Here is a 16,945-nt window from a genome sequence, read left to right on the forward strand (position 1 = left end):
AATATATCTCCCGGACAATATAATTCAGTCACAAAATGGAATTGTTAGATTTTGACCAATGTTACTTCTTCTCAGAATCTTTTTCCACTTCTTTTAATTCTTTTTGTCTGTCCTGTTCAAATCTGGATTCGAGAAAGCTTTTGGTTTCCGGGAGCTGGAGCTGAAATTCGCTGTATGTTCCGACCTTGGCAGCCAGATTGCTGAAAATGCAATTCAAGACGTGTCCCCCGGAGGTACGTTCTTTGGTAATAAAGTGCCAGTGGAAGCCGGGAACACCGATTCCTTTGATATAAGACGGGCTCTTAATGCCGATCAAGGTCCCGGTGATGTCCTTGAATCCGAAAATACTCTGATTCTTAACCACTTCTTTCAGCGGAGGATATGGTTTATCCTGAGCAGGAACGCTGCGGGTGCGTATTTTGCTGAATTTACCGTCAATACGGATGATGTAGAAAAGATTTTCAGAGTCGAGAGAGTTTGAAATCTTGCTGTTCAAGTCTTCAAGGGATTTAACTGAATCAAGCTTGATTATTTTTCCTGTCTTGAAAAAGGCAGCAGCAGCAAAGGGAGTGCGTTCGCTATCATTCATTTTAACGGCAGTGCCGTGAGCATTAACCTTGTAAACTTCGCCATCGAGGAAAACCATTTCCCCGTCCAGCCGGTTAAATGTACCCAGTCCGGTATCCCCGTGTTTTTTGAGACCGCCGATAGTTAATTCCCCGTCATAATTGCCTGCAAGCAGGGAATCAATGATCGAATATTGGTAAATGGGCTCGCCGGCACGGGATATTCCGGTTAGGCTGAAAAGAAAGATAGTGAACAGTAAAAGAACTGAATATAGCTTGCTAGTGAATTTCATTTTATTCTTGCAGACGGTGGCCGGTTAGATGGCTAGAACATATTTTTTTCAAGCCGCTTGATCCAGACGTCTCCGGAGTAAGTACAGAAAGAAGTTTTCTGCCCACGTTTCCGCCTACATCCATGCTTACAGGCTTGAGTCCTTTTGCTTCCAAATTTTGAAGTGCGGCATCAACATTTCTATTGCCGATACCCAGCGCGCATGAGGGCCTTACCTGAGAATAAGTCAATCCGGTTGCACCACCGAACAGTTTTACTTCAAGTTCGTTTTTCCTGACCCCCAAACGTCTCATGCTCTTTAGCAAATGGTCTACTGCTGTGTCCACATATCTGCAAATCTGAATTGACGGCTCGTTTATATCCTTGATTTCAGCGCGTGAAGGCAGGAATGCGTGGCAGATGATACCTTGTCTTTTCCGGGAAGAATACATGGAGATTGCCACACAGGACCCGAGTACGGTGGAGACAATAGTCGGTTTAACTCCGAGGTATGCGTCTCCGGTATGCAGGAATACCCTGCGGATATCAGATTGATTTTGTGGCATTGTGTTCATGTTGTCCGCGATTTGGAAATTTTTAGCAGGTCTTATGATAATATATCACTATCGCATTGCTGCCCAGTATTTTATGCTCTTTCGCGTTGTTCAGCTTAAATAATAGAGTGTGAAGTCTCTGTTATAAATAGCTTAATTGGTGCGGATCATCCGGAGTACTTCCTCAAATTCATCGAGGGGAGCAGCTCCAGTTACAGTAACCCCGTTAACAAGAAAGACCGGGGAGGCTGTCAGGCCGAGCTTGCGTGCCTCCTTGCGGTCTCCGTCAATGCGCGCATTTACCTGCGGGGAATTCAAGTTCTGGTGCAATTGATTCATGTCTGCACCGCATTCTTCTGCCAGCTCATCAAGCTTTTTTATCCCGTTTTTCTTAATTGCCAATCTGTTCTTTAAGATCAGTCGGTTAAGCTTTTTTGCTTTAGCCTGATCCTGCAGGGCAAGGGCTTCGTAATAACTGGCTGCCGGAAGTGACATTTTATGTAATCCCAGAGGATTATGGCGGAATCGGTAGTTGATATCAGGGTTTTGCTGCAGAAGTTTATGAATAATTAGATCAGCCTTGGCGCTGGTTGCGCTTTGGAAGTCTGAAAAGACAATGATGCTGATTTTCGCATTGGGAGATCCCCATATCGGACGGTCCGGGTGGAGAGCTGCTATTTTTGGATTTCTAAGTTGCTTGAGCCTGCCTTCTCTGATCCGTGATTTGTTCTTTTTTTCCAGTCCGACCTGTAAAAGGTCATAGAGTTCTTCTTCGTGTCCCTGAAGGGCTTCGAAGATGACTTCGGGGTTGTCCTTAAGGATTTGGCGGACCTCTTCTTTGCTAACGGTCCGGGAAGTTTCTGCCCCGCATATTTGTGCATGAAAAATTATTGCCGAAGTCAGCAGAATAGTCAGGGCAGGGCGTAGCATGCCGGGCTCCTCAGGATATTTTTTCCGCAGCAACAAGGGCGGAACTGTATAGATTGAACATAGTTCCGAATCCGGAAATCTCAAAAACTTCACTTATCATCCCGGTGATATTAGCGAAGGCTATGTCTCCATCAATTGTCTTCAGCTTTTTGGCGCAAAAAAGTATGGCCCGAAGTCCTGCACTGGAAATATATTCCAGCTCACCGAGATCCAGAACAATTTTAGTTTCGCCGGCGTTGATGAGTTCGCACATCCTGCTTTCCAGCTTGCTGGAGGTAAGGGCATCAAGGCGGCCATTTATGCCCATGATCAATACTTCGCCGACTTTTTTGCTGCTGATTTCCATTGTGATTCCTTAAAGAGATATGGCTGTGTGATTCGTTCTTAGATGTGTATTTATTAAAAGATTAACTTCATCCATTTGTGGTGGTTTGTAAAGAGGAAGACGTTTTATAGGCTTTGATCTTCCTGAAAATTAATCCATGCCGGGACCAGTCTTCCAGCTTCGGAAAGTTCTCTTTCCAATTTGTCTACATTCGGTTCGACCATTTTTACCAGCCTCCAGTATTTAGCGGAATGGTTCAGGTGTACTGTGTGGCAGAGTTCATGAATGAGTACATAGCGGGCTAGGCGGTAGGGCAGGAACATGAGTTTCATGTTCAGGTTGATGTTGCCTTTGGCGGAGCAGCTGCCCCAGCGTTTGCGCTGCGCGCGGATGAAGACCTTGCTGAAGGGCAGGTTAAGTTCTTCTGAAATTTTTTTCAGTTCCGGCACAAGGAAGTCGCGGGCTTCGCTGCGCACAAAACGGGTCAGTACTTCAAGTTCTTCTTCAGGTGACCAGCCTTTGCCGCTCAAGAGCAGCTTATCCACATTACGTCGCATGCGCAGGCCGGATTTACGGTTTTCCACTCTCCTTACCGAGAAGACTTTCCCGCTGGCGGCAAAGCAGATTTCATCAGGCAGAACCAGTTCCGGCGGGGTCAGGGACAATCCTTTTCCTTCCAGTTTACGGATATTATGTTCTATCCAATCCCGGCGTTTTTCCAGAAAATAGGGGACATCCCTGCGGTTGGCTCCCTTTGGCAGCACTACTTCTATTCCTTTGTCCGGAATTAATTTGATTATTACGTTTTTTGCCCTTGGGCTGACCCGCACTGAGTACGGGGGAGGAAAGTCTGCCATATTGTTCCTGCTAAATTTTGACTTGTTTTATGTCGCACGCGGGATTACTTTTTCCGTCCTTATTGAACGCATCCGTTTATCATAATCTCACCATTTTAAGGATCACATCGTGCCTACAAAAAGCTTCACTTCCCGTAAGATGTATATATTTCTGCTGGTGCTGACCATTGCCACCACTATCGGCTTTCAGGGCTGGCGAACCCTGCTGAACAACTTTGCGGTTGAAGTGGCCGGACTGGACGGCGGTCAGTTCGGCATGCTCGGCTCCATTCGTGAAATCCCGGGCTTCCTTGCCCTGCTTGTAATCTACGTGCTCATGTTCATCAAGGAGCACCGTTTGGCAGCACTTTCTGTAATTATCATGGGGCTTGGTATCTGCATAACCGGGTTCATGCCTTCTTTTGCCGGACTGGCTTTTACTACTCTGGTTATGTCTTTCGGTTTTCACTATTACGAGACCCTGAACCAGTCCCTGACCCTGCAGTATTTCGGTTACACAGAGGCTCCGCTGGTTATGGGCCGTTTGCGCAGCCTTGCCGCAGCGACCAATATTTGCGTGGGTGTGGTTGTTATCTCGATTTCCGGTTTCATGGGCTATTCTGAAATTTTCTTTGGGGCAGGCGTTGTCGCTGTGTTGGCGGGGCTTTATTGCCTGACCCGTGATCCTTCTTCCCCGGACCTGCCGCCGCAGCACAAGAAGATGATTTTTCGTTCCAAGTACTGGCTTTTCTATGCCTTAACTTTTATCGCCGGGGCGCGCAGACAGATTTTTGTGGCCTTTGCTGTCTTCCTGCTGGTCAAGAAGTTCGGATTTTCATTGCAGCACATCGCCATTCTTTTTGTGGTTAACAACGTGATCAACTACTTCGTCAACCCGATCATTGCCAAGTCGGTGAACAAGTTCGGTGAACGCAAGGTGCTGACCCTTGAGTACGCCAGCCTGTTCCTGATCTTCACCGCTTATGCCTACACCGACAGTCCGCTGGTAGGTGCTCTACTTTATATTCTGGACAATATTTTCTTCAACTTCACCATGGCCATCAAGACCTTCTTCCAGAAGATTGCCGATAAGCCGGACATTGCCCCGTCCATGGCGGTCAGCTTTACCATCAACCATATTGCTGCTGTTTTCGTGCCCGTATTGGGTGGGATCGCATGGATGCAGGATTACCGCATTGTCTTCCTCGGTGCAGCGGGAATGTCTTTGATCTCGCTTGTTCTCAGCCAGTTTGTGGACCGTGAATTACGCTTGAAGGGGCGGGCAGATTAGGCAGGATAAGGTTTTCACATCTATTTCACAAAAATCAGCTTAGGTTTACGGCTATTTCTCGCCTTTTCCGGTGCTGCCGGGTATGAGGAAGATGTTTTTAATCTACAGTTGTAGCTTTACTTATTGTGAAATGAGGTTTTGCCATGCCGCCATTAAAAGTGCTGGTTGTCGAAGATCATCATGATCTTGCTGAAAATATATGTGATTATCTGGAATCATGCGGTCATGTGGTAGATTATGCTGCGGACGGTGTTGCCGGTTTACATCTGTCTGTGACTAATAATTATGATGCTATGGTGTTGGATGTGATGCTTCCGGGAATGGACGGGCTTGAAGTCTGTTCCCGTATTCGCAAGACTTCCGTTGTCCAGCCTGCCATTCTCATGCTTACAGCTTTGGACACATTGCAGGATAAGCTGTCAGGTTTTGATGCCGGAGTGGATGACTATCTGGTTAAGCCCTTTGCTCTGGAAGAGCTCAGTGCCCGGCTGAGTGCAATTACCGCCCGCAACAGGGGGAGAGGTCCGTCTTCGCTTAGTGTCGGGACTTTGGTCATGGATACCGGGCGGAGGTCTGTAACCAGAGAAGGAGTCCCCATCAAGCTTAACAGGGCCTGTTTTCAGCTTTTGCGGCTCCTTATGGAGGCCTACCCTAATGTAGTGCCGCGTACGGATGTTGAGTTTTCCCTTTGGGGTGAAGATCCTCCGGACAGCGATTCCTTGCGCAGTCATATCTACAAACTGCGTTGCAAGGTGGATAAGGGGTTCTCTTACCCAATGATACAGACCGTTTACGGTGTCGGATTTAAGTTGGCCGGGAACAATGAAGATTAACAGCTTACGTTTTAAGGCGATTGTCTCCTACAGTGTCTCTTTGGTTGTTCTGCTGGGGTTATACAGCTGGGCACAGTTCGGTACTGTGCGGATTACAGAAGACGAAGTAATCAACAACATGCTCCGTGATGAGGCTGATGACTATTTCAGGCGTTACGCTGCAGACAAAAATGCCCGCCTGCCCATGTTGCGGAATTTGCAAGCGGCAACAGACCCGGCACAGCTTCCTGATGATTTCAAGGACTCGCTCCCATTTTTGCGGGACGGTTTTTATGAGACCAGCGGCCCGGCAGCAATCCCCGGTCCCTCTACCCACAACACATTAGTGCGCACTTATCCTGAAGGGGGCAGGCGGCTGTTCCTGATTTATGATGCCAGTCATGTACTTGCCAGACAGTCATGCTTTTTGGGCACTACCAGCATCTTTATTCTCTATTTCGTTTGCACCGCTGCCTTGAGTATTCTTCTTGTTATCTTTATCGGTAAAATTGTATTTCGTCCCCTTGATTCATTGGCTGATAAAATCCGGGCGTACAGGCCGGATGATTTGAATAGGGAGCTACCTGAGTCATCGCGTAAAGATGAAATAGGTCTGATCGCTTTGAATATTCAGAATTCTTTTAAGAGAGTGCGGATGTTTATTAAGCGTGAAAAGGAGTTCACCAGAGATGTCAGCCATGAATTGCGCACCCCGCTGAGTGTAATCAAAGGGGCCCTGGAAATCATAAGGCTTTCCCGTTCATCAGAAACCCCTGAGCTGCAGAAACCTTTGGGGCGTATAGAACGTTCAGTGAAGGACATGGAAGAGACCATAGAAACATTGCTCTGGATAGCCCGGGAAGAAAATAAGGAAGTCTCCGAAGGTCTGTTCGATATAAGTGAAGCGGCTGAGAGAGTCCTTCGCAGTTTGCAGCCACTTGCTGAACTTAAGAAGATTGACCTGGCTGTTGAGGTGATCGATCGTTCTTCAAACCATGCCCCTGAACGTGCTTTTTCCATTGTTTTCAATAATGTGCTCTGTAATGCCTATAATTTTTCTCCGGGTGGATCTGTAGAAGTCCTCATAAAGGGTTCGATTGTGACCGTGAGGGATTCGGGAATTGGCATCTCCGATGATGTTATGAAAAATATTTCAGAGCCTTATGTAAAAGGTTCAAGTAGCAGCGGCTTCGGACTGGGCCTGTCTATTGTCCAAAGATTGTGTGGTCGGTTCGGCTGGCTTTTTTCAATAAGCAGTCGCCTTGAGGGCGGTACAATTGTTTCCATTGATTTCAGTTCAACCGAAGAGGTTATTGAGTAAGCTTTTCTTGTTGTGGATTCTTAAGAAAAATTAAGATGTCATCTATCCTTCGGGTTGCTATTTTCCGCAAGTTTCACATGCTAATTACAAGTTGTTCACATTGCGGGTGTTATTCGATTGCTAGTCGCAAAGAATAATACGTTTCGAAGGAGTTGCATTACATGACCAAAGTTACAAATATTATATTAGCTTTTTTGATACTTTGTTGCGCCAGTACCGCAGCAGCCGAGGAAATCAGCCTTTTTGATCCCATATCCATTCGTTTTACCGGGGATTATCTTTCAGATGCCGACTACAAGGATAGTGACGGTTCTTCCAGCATTGCCGGAGGTCAGGTGCGGTTGAATGCCGGTGGATTTTCATTCAGTTACGAAGGACAGCACTATTCATGGGACAATGTCGGGCAGCTTAATTTCGGCAACGGTCAGGATGATCCATGGAATACCCTGCACCGTTTCAGTCTTGGTTATACTTTGAATGGCGCAATCGATGAGAATTGGTTTTATGGAGCCGGGATTACCGGGACTTCCGCCTTTGAAGAGCAGATGGAAGATTCCTTTGGTGGAGCCTTGCGCGGGCACATCGGTTACTCTTTTAATGAAAATTTAAAGGCGTTGATCGGTTTGCGCGCCTTTGCCAACTCTATCCGCGTTTCAGCTATGCCGTATTTCGGCATCAACTACACTGACTATGCTGCTGACGGCTCCGGTTATTTCGTAAACCTCGGCATGCCCGCCACTGAGCTCGGCTACTCCTTTGACAAGGTTTCCACCCTGCGTGCTGCATTCAACTTTGACGGTAAGACTTACCGACTCAAGGATGGCAGTGCTGTTTCAGATGCGGGATATATTGAGACGAGCAGCATGAAGGTCGGTGTCTACTATGACTACAAACCCATCAATAATTGCTCCATATCCATCGGTCCGGAATATGTTTTTGCCAGAGAAACAAAGTTCTTTGACAGGAACGGAGATAAGTTCGGATCAGAGGATCAGGAGGCTGCTTTCGGAGCGTTTTTCAATTTGAGATATAAGTTCTAAGCTGTTTCGAATATCATTTCAAAATATTGCCATAAAAGAACCCCGTAATATCTCGAAAGATATTACGGGGTTTATTAGTTGCTGCGCGTAATCGAGCGAAGCGACGCCGGAGGCATCTTATTTAAAAGATGCGATGGCCTTCTTAAATCCTTCTCTGGAGCGTTCGATTACTTCGGTGCCGACGCAGAAGGCGAGGCGGAAGTAGCCGGGGAAGCCGAAGCCTGTTCCGGGAACTGCGAGGATTTTTTCTTCCTGCAGTGCGGCGCAGAATTTTACATCGTCACCGCCGGGTGCTTCGGGGAAGAAGTAGAATGCTCCCTTGGGCATGGTGTAGGAATATCCTGCATCTTTGAGTACGGAATCCATGGCATTGCGGCGTTCAAGGTAGATGTTCTTGTCTACCTGTGAGCCGAGGGCCTTTTCAAGCAGCTTCTGACCTACTGCAGGTGCGTTTACGAAACCGAGGATACGGTTGGTGAGCACCATGCCGGCCATGAGTTTGGCTTTTTCGGGCATTTCCGGATTGAGCAGGGCGTAGCCGATGCGTTCTCCGGCAAGGGAAAGGTTCTTGGAAAAAGAACTTACCACTACGCTGTAGGGGTAGAGCGGCAGGATGGAAGGTACGTCAACACCATCAAATGCGAGGAAGCGGTAAGGCTCATCCGCTACGAGGAAGATGGGGCGTTCGCGGCCTTCGTTTGCCTTTTTGAGAACTGCGGCCAGACCTTCAAGCTCTTCCTTGGTGTAGACAACCCCGGTGGGGTTGTTGGGAGAGTTTATGAGCAGCACGCGGGTCTTTTCGGTGATGGCTGCTTCAATAGCGTCGAGGTCCAGTTCAAAGGTCAGCGGCTTGGAAGGTACGGTGACCAGTTCACCGCCGGAGTTCTGGGCATAGAAGCCGTATTCCACGAAATAGGGAGCGGGGCAGAGAATCTGGTCGCCCGGTTCGAGGATGGCCCGGTAAAAAGCGTTGATAGCCCCGGCAGCACCGCAGGTGATGATCAGGTCTGAACCGGATACTTTTACGCCCTGTTCTTCGGAAACTGTTTCTGCGAGTTTTTCGCGGACGGAAGGGTAACCGAAGTTGGGCATGTAGCCGAAAGCAAAAGGTTTGTCTGCTGTTTCAGCAAGTTCCTTAAGACCTTTACCAACTGCTGCCGGCGCGGGAACGTCCGGGTTGCCCAGTGAAAAGTCGCATACTGCGTCTTCACCGTATTGTTTCTTCAGTTCAATACCTGTTTCGAACATCTTGCGAATCCAGGATGAGCGTTCGATGTATCCTTCCACTTGGGTTGAAAGAAGTTTCATTTTAATTCTCCGTTATCTGCGGTTGCTATTGGAATTCCCGCTGCGGCCCTTGTTCTGGTAGTGTCCGCCTTTCGGCTTGCCACGGTAGTTCTTATTGCGGGGGCGGGATTGTTTCTGCGGTCTGGGCTTGGGAGCCGGGGGCTGCTCTGCACGGGCGTGCAGGGATTTCTGGTAGAGTTCGTCCAGAAGCATGCCCACGAGGGTGCATTGCTCGTCATCCTCGGCAAGTTGGCGGACCAGATCTTTATAGCGCCCGATGCGTTCCCTTTCAAGTATTGTCCGTGAACGGAATTTGCCTTCAAGGATGGTCGTAAGCCTTTCGTTAATTGTATCCAGTACCTGCTTGTCATCAGGCAATTCGCGGACTTCAAAATTTATGTTGTAGGCTGTAGCGATGCGCTGCAGTTCTATCTTCTGGATTACGTCCACAAGTGAGATTGCCACCCCGGAAGATCCTGCACGTCCTGTACGTCCGGCACGGTGGATGTAAGATTCCTTGTCTTCCGGCGGTTCGTACATGATTACGTGGGAGAGGTCCGGTACGTCGATGCCGCGTGCTGCAATGTCGGTTGCTACGAGGAAACGCACTTCGCCATCACGCAACTGGGCCAGCACCCGTTCGCGCTTGGACTGCGAAAGGTCAGAGGTCAGGTCTGCGGCATTGAAGCCGAAGTTGTTGAGTACCGCTGTGACGAATTCAACATTGGCCTTGGTATTACAGAAAATGATGGCCGAGGTGGGGTTTTCCATTTCAAGGATGCGCATGAGCTGGCGTTCCTTGCCCATGGAAGGGACCTCGTAATAGGCGTGGTCGATCTCGGTTACATGTACCTGCTTGCTGCTCAGGCTGAGCATTTGCGGCTTGTACATGAATTCGTTGGAGAGACGGATTACATGTTCCGGAAAGGTTGCCGAGAACATGTAGGTGGAAATAGGCCTGCGCGGCAGGTAGGATTTAACTTCACGCATGTCCGGGTAGAAGCCGATAGACAGCATGCGGTCAGCTTCATCAAAAATCAGGGTCTCAAGGTCTTCAAGGTCAAAGGTGCGCTTGAGCAGGTGGTCCAGAATCCTGCCCGGGGTACCTACAACCATATGTGCGCCTTTCTCCAGTTCTTCGCGCTGGTGTCCGTAGCCGACTCCGCCGTATACGGAAAGAACCCGTAATTCTGAACCTTCGAAAATTCTTTCTGCTTCACGTTCAACCTGACGTGCCAGTTCACGGGTTGGTACAAGGATCAAGGCCTGAGTATAATTAATGTTGGGATCGAGTTTTTCCAGCAGCGGCAGGACGAATGCGCCGGTTTTACCGCTTCCGGTCTTGGCCTGCACCATGAGATCACGATTGTATAACTGGTAGGGGAGGGATTTGGACTGGACCGGGGTGAGTTTGTCCCAGCCCGCTTTATCAAGGGCGTTCAGTATGGATGGGGGGAGTCTGTCTTTGGTGATTTCCGGGAGGGCCTCTTCGGGCTCAACTATTTTATCCGGTTCATCGTGAACGCTTTCGTTCTGCATTTTTTGGGCAGCTTGGTCGTCTTTTGAATTGGTCATAAATGTTTTTCCTATTAAAACTTGAAATATCCGCAAAACACTACGCTATAACTATCGGATTTTGCAAAGGGTATTTTGGCATGCAATGGATAGTATCGAAAAAATGGATGTAAAGTTAAGTGCCCGATTGGGTTTAACTATTTGATCTTGGTTTGAGATTGCAGGTATTTCTGAACCGATTAAACTATTTTGAACGGGTGTTGTAATGCTTGAAAAGATGATGTCCAAACAGGTGTATTTCATTCTCAGGTGTGTCCTTGCTGCTGTTTTTCTGTATGCAGGAGCTGGGAAACTGATGGATGTTCAGGGGTTCGCCACGGTCATCAGCGGTTATGGCTTGCTTCCCGGACAATTGAATTATGTTGCGGCGGTTGGATTGCCTCTGGCGGAAGTAGTAATAGCATTGGGACTGCTCTGGGATGTGAAAGGTTCTCTTTTTTCTTACGTGCTGCTGTTGCTCATGTTCATGGCGGTGCTGGCTCATGGGATCAACATGGGATTAGATGTTGATTGCGGATGCTTTGCTCCCGGTGACCCGGAAGGAGAAGCTTACCATTCTCTTCGTGAAGCTTTGCTGCGTGATGCTGTTATGCTTGCCGCCTGTGGATATCTGTATTTCCTGCGTCGGGTAAAAGGATACCGCGCCCGGCCTGTTCCAATGTTTGCTGCCCGTTAAATATCAATTTGAAATTTGGAGGATGATGAAATGAAGATGGTTAGGAATATTTCTGTAATTGCGGCTCTGTGCGCGCTGATGTTTGCAATGACCGGATGTCTCGGTTCTGACAAATTCGCACAGGAAGTTGAAAAAGAAAAAGGTGCTGTAAAGCTGCTTAAGGAAGTACAGCGTGGTGATTACGATATTATCACTACTGCTGAACTTAAGGCTCTGCTGGATAAGAAAGAGGACATGATCATTGTCGATACCATGCCCTACGAAGCAAGCTATAAGAAAGAGCACGTTCCCGGTGCCAAGCAGTTCCTCTTCCCCATTCCCGACATGGTAGAGTGGGACGTCAAGGAAACTGACGGTAAGACCAAAGAGCAGTACATTGAATTGCTCGGACCTGACAAAGACAAGCTCATCGTCGTTTACTGCGGTTTCGTAAAATGCACCCGCAGCCACAACGGCGCAGCATGGGCCAAAAAGCTCGGTTACACCAATGTAAAAAGATACCCCGGCGGCATCTTCGCTTGGAAAGGCGCAAAGTATCCTGTCGGTTCTGTAAAATAATTTCAAACTGGGTCCAAACCCAGTTCTCTCTCCCAGCCCCGGTGCGTTGTGTGCCGGGGCTTTTTGCATCTGGCACTTTCTTAGCCGTCTAAACTTTTCTTACCCCTCAATCCCCACCAGAATTCCTGCCGGTTGCTCTCCATTGCGCAGGAGCATTTCACCTGCGGCTTGGCAGGCTGTTTCTAGGTCTACACCTGATGAGAGGTGGCAGGCTTCCATCAGTTCATTAATGGCATCGCCTTCGCGTGCGTAGGAGCTGAGCATTTCCCGACTGAACATGAAAACGCGATCTCCTCTCTTCATGTCGTAAGTGGAGCAGGGCGGCAGTCCCATGCCGAGGCTGCCTAGATTGCCGCTTTGTCTTTCGATGAGTTGCGGGGATTTGTCCCGGCGCAGGAGAATTACCGGGAGTGCTCCGGCGTTGACCACAGTGAGGGATTCATCTTCCCGATCAAGATGGATGTAAGCGGCCGAAAATTCATTTTTGCTGCTGATATTTTTTTTTAGGCCGATGCCGATGTTGCGCAGAGTTTCCGAAGGTCTGAACAGTGGACCGCTGTTTTCGGCCAGCAGTTCTTTGATTGTTGCGGCTAAGTTATCGGGACTCGGCTCAGTGCAGTTCAGCAGCAGGTGGCTTTCGCTTTTACCAGTCAGGATTACGCTCTCATGCATAAACATTTCGGAATTGCGGGGATGGTTCGGGAAAAAGGCTCTCGAACCTTTTACCGGAAAGTCTGCTTCAACCGGTTTTTGTCTGGGGGCAGCAGGACACTCATCTTTGAGCAGCCTGTCGCAAGACATGAGTTTCAGGTGCAGTCTGATGCGCTGAATGACGTCCTTATATGCAAACGGTTTGACAATGAAATCTACGGCTCCGGCATCGAATCCCTTGGATGTGTTGGTCTCATCATCAAGGGCACTTAGGAAAAGGATCGGTATTTCAGATGTTTCTGGTGACAGGCGTAGGACGGATGCACATTCGAACCCGTTTTCACCGGGCATCATTATATCGAGCAGAATCAGGTCGGGCTGTTCCTGTTCGGCAATGATTCTTCCTTTGCGTCCGTTGTTAGCAGTAATGATGTTGTAGCCCTGTTGTTTAAGTACCAATTCAAGAAATTCGAGGTTGAACGGTTCATCATCCACTATGAGAATGGTTGGTATATTGTTTGGGCAAACAGGCATTTTGTTGAATCCTTTACGTGTCAACGGGTTGAGAGAGTGTTATGTTTCTCTAAAATATATCAAAGTAGAAAAAAAGTCTTTGGGTCCAAAAATATTCTGTACTTTATTCGAAATTATCCGTTGCTAAGAAAGTTACTGTTGCGTTAGATTGTTGCATAATTTTAAATCTACAACTTTTAGCAGCAGGAGTTGATGACATGCTGATTGGCATTCCCAAAGAGATTAAAACTATGGAGAATAGGGTCTCTATGACCCCCGGTGCGGTCGAAACACTCGTTCGTCGCGGTCATTCCGTTGTAGTTGAAAAGGGAGCCGGGCTCGGTTCCGGTCTTTCCGATGAAGAATATGTTTCTTGCGGTGCCAAGATGGGGTCTGTGGATGACGCTTGGGCCGCTGAAATGGTTATCAAGGTCAAGGAACCTATTGCTTCTGAATATAAATATCTTCGCGAAGACCTCCTGCTGTTTACTTACCTGCACCTTGCCGCAGACGAACCTTTGACAAAAGTGCTCCTTGAATCCGGAACTACCGGTGTAGCTTATGAAACCGTACAGCTGCCCGACGGTTCCCTGCCCCTGCTTACACCCATGAGTGAAGTTGCCGGACGCATGGCGGCTCAGGAAGGAGCACTGCATCTTGAAAAGCCCAAGGGCGGACGCGGTATCCTTGTGGGCGGTGTTCCCGGTGTTGCTCCTGCAAAGGTCATGGTTCTCGGTGGCGGTGTGGTCGGAACCAATGCGGCCAAGATTGCTGCAGGCATGGGTGCTAAAGTTACTATCTTCGACGTCAACCATGCCCGTCTCCAGTATCTGGATGATATCTTCAATGGCCGGGTAACAACCATGACTTCCACTGAACCAAACATCCGTGCAGCAGTGGCAGAGGCAGACCTTATTATCGGTGCAGTCCTTATCCCCGGTGCTAAGGCACCGAATCTGGTCACCAAAGGCATGCTTGCCACTATGAAGGAAGGTTCCGTAATTGTCGATGTTGCTGTTGATCAGGGCGGTTGTGTTGAAACAATCAAGCCTACCACCCATAGTGATCCGACTTATGTTGTGGACGGTGTCGTGCATTACGGTGTTGCCAATATGCCCGGTGCGGTTCCCAGAACTTCCACTTTTGCACTTGTAAACCAGACGCTGCCTTACGCGTTGCAGCTTGCCGATAAAGGACTCGATGCATTGCGTGAGAATAATTCCCTCAAGCTCGGCCTCAATACGATGAAAGGTAAACTGACTTACGCTGCTGTAGGAGAGGCTTTCGGAATTGAGGTAGTGACTCCTGACGAGGCTCTTTCTTAACTTCGTTCATCAGAATTATTGGATTTGTTGAGTCATATCTCAAGAGGCGGAAGTAGTTGCTTCCGCCTTTTTTATTGCTGAAAAAAAGAATCGTTTGGGTTATTGTTAGAGTCTTCCGCATGCTTTGATTGCGGAGTGGATGGAGTCGGATAACCTGTAAATTGTGAGTTGCTGTTTTGATATCGGACCGGGATGGATTTATGAGCAGTTACAGACATGCAGGCATAAAGATGTTGTTAACATTCGGGTTTGTATCGGCTTTGTTGTGGATCATGGATTCTTATTTCGAATTTGTGTGGTTCAACGAAGCGGAACGCCAGTTTTCTTACTATCTTCTGCCTTTTGATAATATTCATGAAATATATATGCGTGGTATGCTGGTCTGTTTTCTCTTATTAGGTGGAGCAGTTGTTTCATTTCTCTATGACCGGGTTGTTCGTTCCGAAAAACTGGCTCGTGAGAGCGAAACTGAAATACAAACCATATTCAATTCCATCGGAGATGCGGTTATTGCCACAGACAGCACTGGAAATGTAACCCGCATGAATCCGGTTGCGCGGCAATTAACCGGCTGGTCTATTGAAGAGGCTGCGGGACTCCCCCTTACAGATGTTTTTAAGATAGTTAATCCGGTCACCAGACATCCTTGCACAAGTCCTGTTGATAAGGTCCTGAAGACGAGAGGAGTTGTCGGAATGGCGAATCATACCGCACTTATCTCTCGCTCCGGAAAAGAGTTTCATATTGCAGATTCCGCAGCTCCGGTCTTTAATGAGAAAGGTGAAATTTCGGGTACGGTCCTTGTTTTCAGGGATTCTTCCGAAGAGTATCGCCAGCGTGAGGAGTTACGTCGGCTGAGAAACTATTTATCCAACATTATAGACTCAATGCCGTCTATCCTTGTGGGGGTGGATGCAGAGGGGCTCGTTACCCAGTGGAATATGACCGCGGAAAAGGTTACCGGAATATCCGCCGGAGATGCGCAGGGGAAATCCCTTGTTTCCGTGTTTCCGCGCATGGCGTCGGAGATGAACAAGATCAAAGAGACCATCAGAACGCGCCGGCCATGCTGCGAGGAGCGCAAGACCCGGCAGGGTAAAAGCGGTACCTGTTATGAGGATGTTACTATCTTTCCGCTTATTGCCAACGGTGTTGACGGGGCGGTTATCCAGATAGACGATGTTACCGAGCGTTGTAATCTGGAACAGATGATGATCCAGTCCGAGAAGATGATGTCAGTCGGCGGTCTGGCTGCAGGTATGGCCCATGAAATCAACAATCCTCTTGCCGCTATTGTCGGTAACTCCCAGAATATTTTGAATCGCATCTATAAAGATCTGGAGCAGAACCACAAGACAGCCAGTGAATGTGATGTTGATCTGGAAAATCTCCGGGAATATCTTTCCAGAAGGGATATTCCGAAAATGCTGAATGGAATTTCCGAGTCCTGCAACCGAGCAGCGACCATTGTCAGCAATATGCTCCGCTTCAGTCGTAAGAGCGAACGTAAGTTCGGTGAATGCAATCTGGCTGAATTGATGAATAGTACCTTGGAGCTTGCGGCCAATGATTACGATTTAAAGAGAGAGTATGATTTCAGGAAAATTGAAATAATTAAAGAATACAGTTCAGAACTTTCAAGTGTTGTCTGTGAAGAAAACGAGCTTCAGCAGGTTTTTCTTAATCTGCTGAAAAACGGGGCGCAGGCAATGATGGAAAAGGAATATGTTGAAGATAAACCGTGTTTTATCTTAAGACTGAAGAAAGATGGGCAGATGGCTGTTATTGAAGTTGAGGACAATGGTCCGGGAATGCATGAGGACGTTCGTAAAAGGGTGTTTGAGCCTTTTTATTCCACCAAAAGAGTGGGGTCCGGGACCGGGTTGGGGCTTTCTGTTTCATATTTTATTATAACCGATCAGCATAAAGGTCATATGGAAGTAAGCTCTGTTCCGGGAAGTTGGACCCGGTTTGGAATCAAGATTCCTATTTCAGGGCGGGAGGCTTAACTATGTCACACTCAATACTTGTTCTGGACGATGATATCCATGTAAGGGAAAGTCTTGCAATAAGCCTTGAAGATGAAGAGTTTGAAGTCTATGAGGCAGGCAGCTCTGAAGAAGCTTTGAAGTTTCTTGAAGCACAGCCGGTTGATCTGGTTGTTGTTGATTTGCGGCTTCCCGGTATGAATGGTACTGATTTCATTAAAGAGGCCCGGCAAAAATGGCCGGAGCTTAAATTTATAATTTATACGGGGTCACCTGAGTTCAGTATTCCTGTTGATCTGGCTGAAGTTCCCTGTGTTTCCAATTCAATTTTTCTTAAACCGCTGCCGACTTGCGATGTTATGGTAAGTGAAATCAGGCGTATGCTTGGCTAGCTGACTTTGAATTTGCAATATGGGCGGGTAGCCG

General features: G+C 47.9%; 17 protein-coding genes. 9 read left to right on the forward strand and 8 right to left on the reverse strand.

Going from position 1 to position 16,945, the window contains the following annotated elements; genetic code table 11:
* Nucleotides 1-61: 61 nt before the first annotated feature.
* The 5 genes from budA to ACKU40_RS18000 form a co-directional block, all read right to left on the reverse strand.
* Nucleotides 62-859, reverse strand: coding sequence for an acetolactate decarboxylase (gene budA / locus ACKU40_RS17980; protein ID WP_320174160.1), 798 nt, complete (start codon nt 857-859; stop codon nt 62-64).
* 1 nt (nt 860) lies between these two features.
* Nucleotides 861-1,412, reverse strand: coding sequence for a chemotaxis protein CheD (locus ACKU40_RS17985; RefSeq protein WP_320174161.1), 552 nt, complete (start codon nt 1,410-1,412; stop codon nt 861-863).
* 132 nt (nt 1,413-1,544) lie between these two features.
* On the reverse strand, nt 1,545-2,321 hold the full coding sequence (locus tag ACKU40_RS17990; RefSeq protein WP_320174162.1) for a DsbA family protein: 777 nt from the start codon (nt 2,319-2,321) through the stop codon (nt 1,545-1,547).
* A gap of 10 nt (nt 2,322-2,331) precedes the next feature.
* Nucleotides 2,332-2,667 carry an STAS domain-containing protein gene (locus tag ACKU40_RS17995; RefSeq protein ID WP_320174163.1) on the reverse strand — a complete coding sequence of 112 codons (336 nt, stop codon included), beginning with the start codon at nt 2,665-2,667 and terminating at the stop codon, nt 2,332-2,334.
* 104 nt (nt 2,668-2,771) lie between these two features.
* On the reverse strand, nt 2,772-3,503 hold the full coding sequence (locus tag ACKU40_RS18000) for a SprT family zinc-dependent metalloprotease (RefSeq protein WP_320174164.1): 732 nt from the start codon (nt 3,501-3,503) through the stop codon (nt 2,772-2,774).
* A 109-nt stretch (nt 3,504-3,612) separates the two neighbouring features.
* Between ACKU40_RS18000 and ACKU40_RS18005 the strand changes: the two genes are divergently transcribed.
* The 4 genes from ACKU40_RS18005 to ACKU40_RS18020 all read left to right on the forward strand — a co-directional run bounded on the left by ACKU40_RS18005 (nt 3,613) and on the right by ACKU40_RS18020 (nt 7,946).
* Nucleotides 3,613-4,773 (forward strand): MFS transporter, encoded by a 1,161-nt coding sequence (locus ACKU40_RS18005; protein ID WP_320174165.1) that lies wholly within the window; start codon nt 3,613-3,615, stop codon nt 4,771-4,773.
* 143 nt (nt 4,774-4,916) lie between these two features.
* Nucleotides 4,917-5,606 carry a response regulator transcription factor gene (locus ACKU40_RS18010; protein WP_320174166.1) on the forward strand — a complete coding sequence of 230 codons (690 nt, stop codon included), beginning with the start codon at nt 4,917-4,919 and terminating at the stop codon, nt 5,604-5,606.
* On the forward strand, nt 5,596-6,906 hold the full coding sequence (locus tag ACKU40_RS18015) for a HAMP domain-containing sensor histidine kinase (protein WP_320174167.1): 1,311 nt from the start codon (nt 5,596-5,598) through the stop codon (nt 6,904-6,906). Before ACKU40_RS18010 ends, ACKU40_RS18015 begins: the two co-directional genes overlap by 11 nt.
* Nucleotides 6,907-7,067: 161 nt before the next feature.
* Nucleotides 7,068-7,946, forward strand: coding sequence for a DUF6268 family outer membrane beta-barrel protein (locus ACKU40_RS18020; RefSeq protein ID WP_320174168.1), 879 nt, complete (start codon nt 7,068-7,070; stop codon nt 7,944-7,946).
* Between the two features lie 117 nt (nt 7,947-8,063).
* Here the strand turns inward: ACKU40_RS18020 and ACKU40_RS18025 are convergent, their stop codons facing one another.
* Nucleotides 8,064-9,254: a pyridoxal phosphate-dependent aminotransferase gene (locus tag ACKU40_RS18025; RefSeq protein WP_320174169.1), complete on the reverse strand. Its 1,191-nt coding sequence runs from the start codon at nt 9,252-9,254 to the stop codon at nt 8,064-8,066.
* Between the two features lie 12 nt (nt 9,255-9,266).
* Nucleotides 9,267-10,808 (reverse strand): DEAD/DEAH box helicase, encoded by a 1,542-nt coding sequence (locus ACKU40_RS18030; RefSeq protein WP_320174170.1) that lies wholly within the window; start codon nt 10,806-10,808, stop codon nt 9,267-9,269.
* Nucleotides 10,809-11,013: 205 nt separating this feature from the next.
* Here ACKU40_RS18030 and ACKU40_RS18035 point away from each other — a divergent pair, with 205 nt between their 5' ends.
* Nucleotides 11,014-11,484, forward strand: a complete 471-nt coding sequence (locus ACKU40_RS18035; protein ID WP_320174171.1) for a MauE/DoxX family redox-associated membrane protein — start codon at nt 11,014-11,016, stop codon at nt 11,482-11,484.
* Between the two features lie 30 nt (nt 11,485-11,514).
* Nucleotides 11,515-12,042, forward strand: a complete 528-nt coding sequence (locus ACKU40_RS18040; RefSeq protein ID WP_320174172.1) for a rhodanese-like domain-containing protein — start codon at nt 11,515-11,517, stop codon at nt 12,040-12,042.
* 99 nt (nt 12,043-12,141) lie between these two features.
* Here ACKU40_RS18040 and ACKU40_RS18045 read toward each other — a convergent pair whose 3' ends face one another.
* On the reverse strand, nt 12,142-13,227 hold the full coding sequence (locus ACKU40_RS18045) for a response regulator (protein ID WP_320174173.1): 1,086 nt from the start codon (nt 13,225-13,227) through the stop codon (nt 12,142-12,144).
* A 197-nt stretch (nt 13,228-13,424) separates the two neighbouring features.
* On the opposite strand from ACKU40_RS18045, the gene ald reads away from it, so the two are divergent.
* The 3 genes from ald (at nt 13,425) to ACKU40_RS18060 (ending at nt 16,911) form a co-directional block, all read left to right on the forward strand.
* Nucleotides 13,425-14,531, forward strand: a complete 1,107-nt coding sequence (ald, locus tag ACKU40_RS18050; protein WP_320174174.1) for an alanine dehydrogenase — start codon at nt 13,425-13,427, stop codon at nt 14,529-14,531.
* Nucleotides 14,532-14,731: 200 nt separating this feature from the next.
* The gene (locus ACKU40_RS18055) at nt 14,732-16,540 is read left to right on the forward strand and encodes a PAS domain S-box protein (protein ID WP_320174175.1); all 1,809 of its coding nucleotides are present in this window, start codon (nt 14,732-14,734) and stop codon (nt 16,538-16,540) included.
* Nucleotides 16,541-16,542: 2 nt separating this feature from the next.
* On the forward strand, nt 16,543-16,911 hold the full coding sequence (locus ACKU40_RS18060) for a response regulator (RefSeq protein ID WP_320174176.1): 369 nt from the start codon (nt 16,543-16,545) through the stop codon (nt 16,909-16,911).
* Nucleotides 16,912-16,945 lie beyond the last annotated feature (34 nt).

The organism is Maridesulfovibrio sp., from assembly GCF_963666665.1.
In the GTDB taxonomy this organism is placed as follows: domain Bacteria; phylum Desulfobacterota; class Desulfovibrionia; order Desulfovibrionales; family Desulfovibrionaceae; genus Maridesulfovibrio.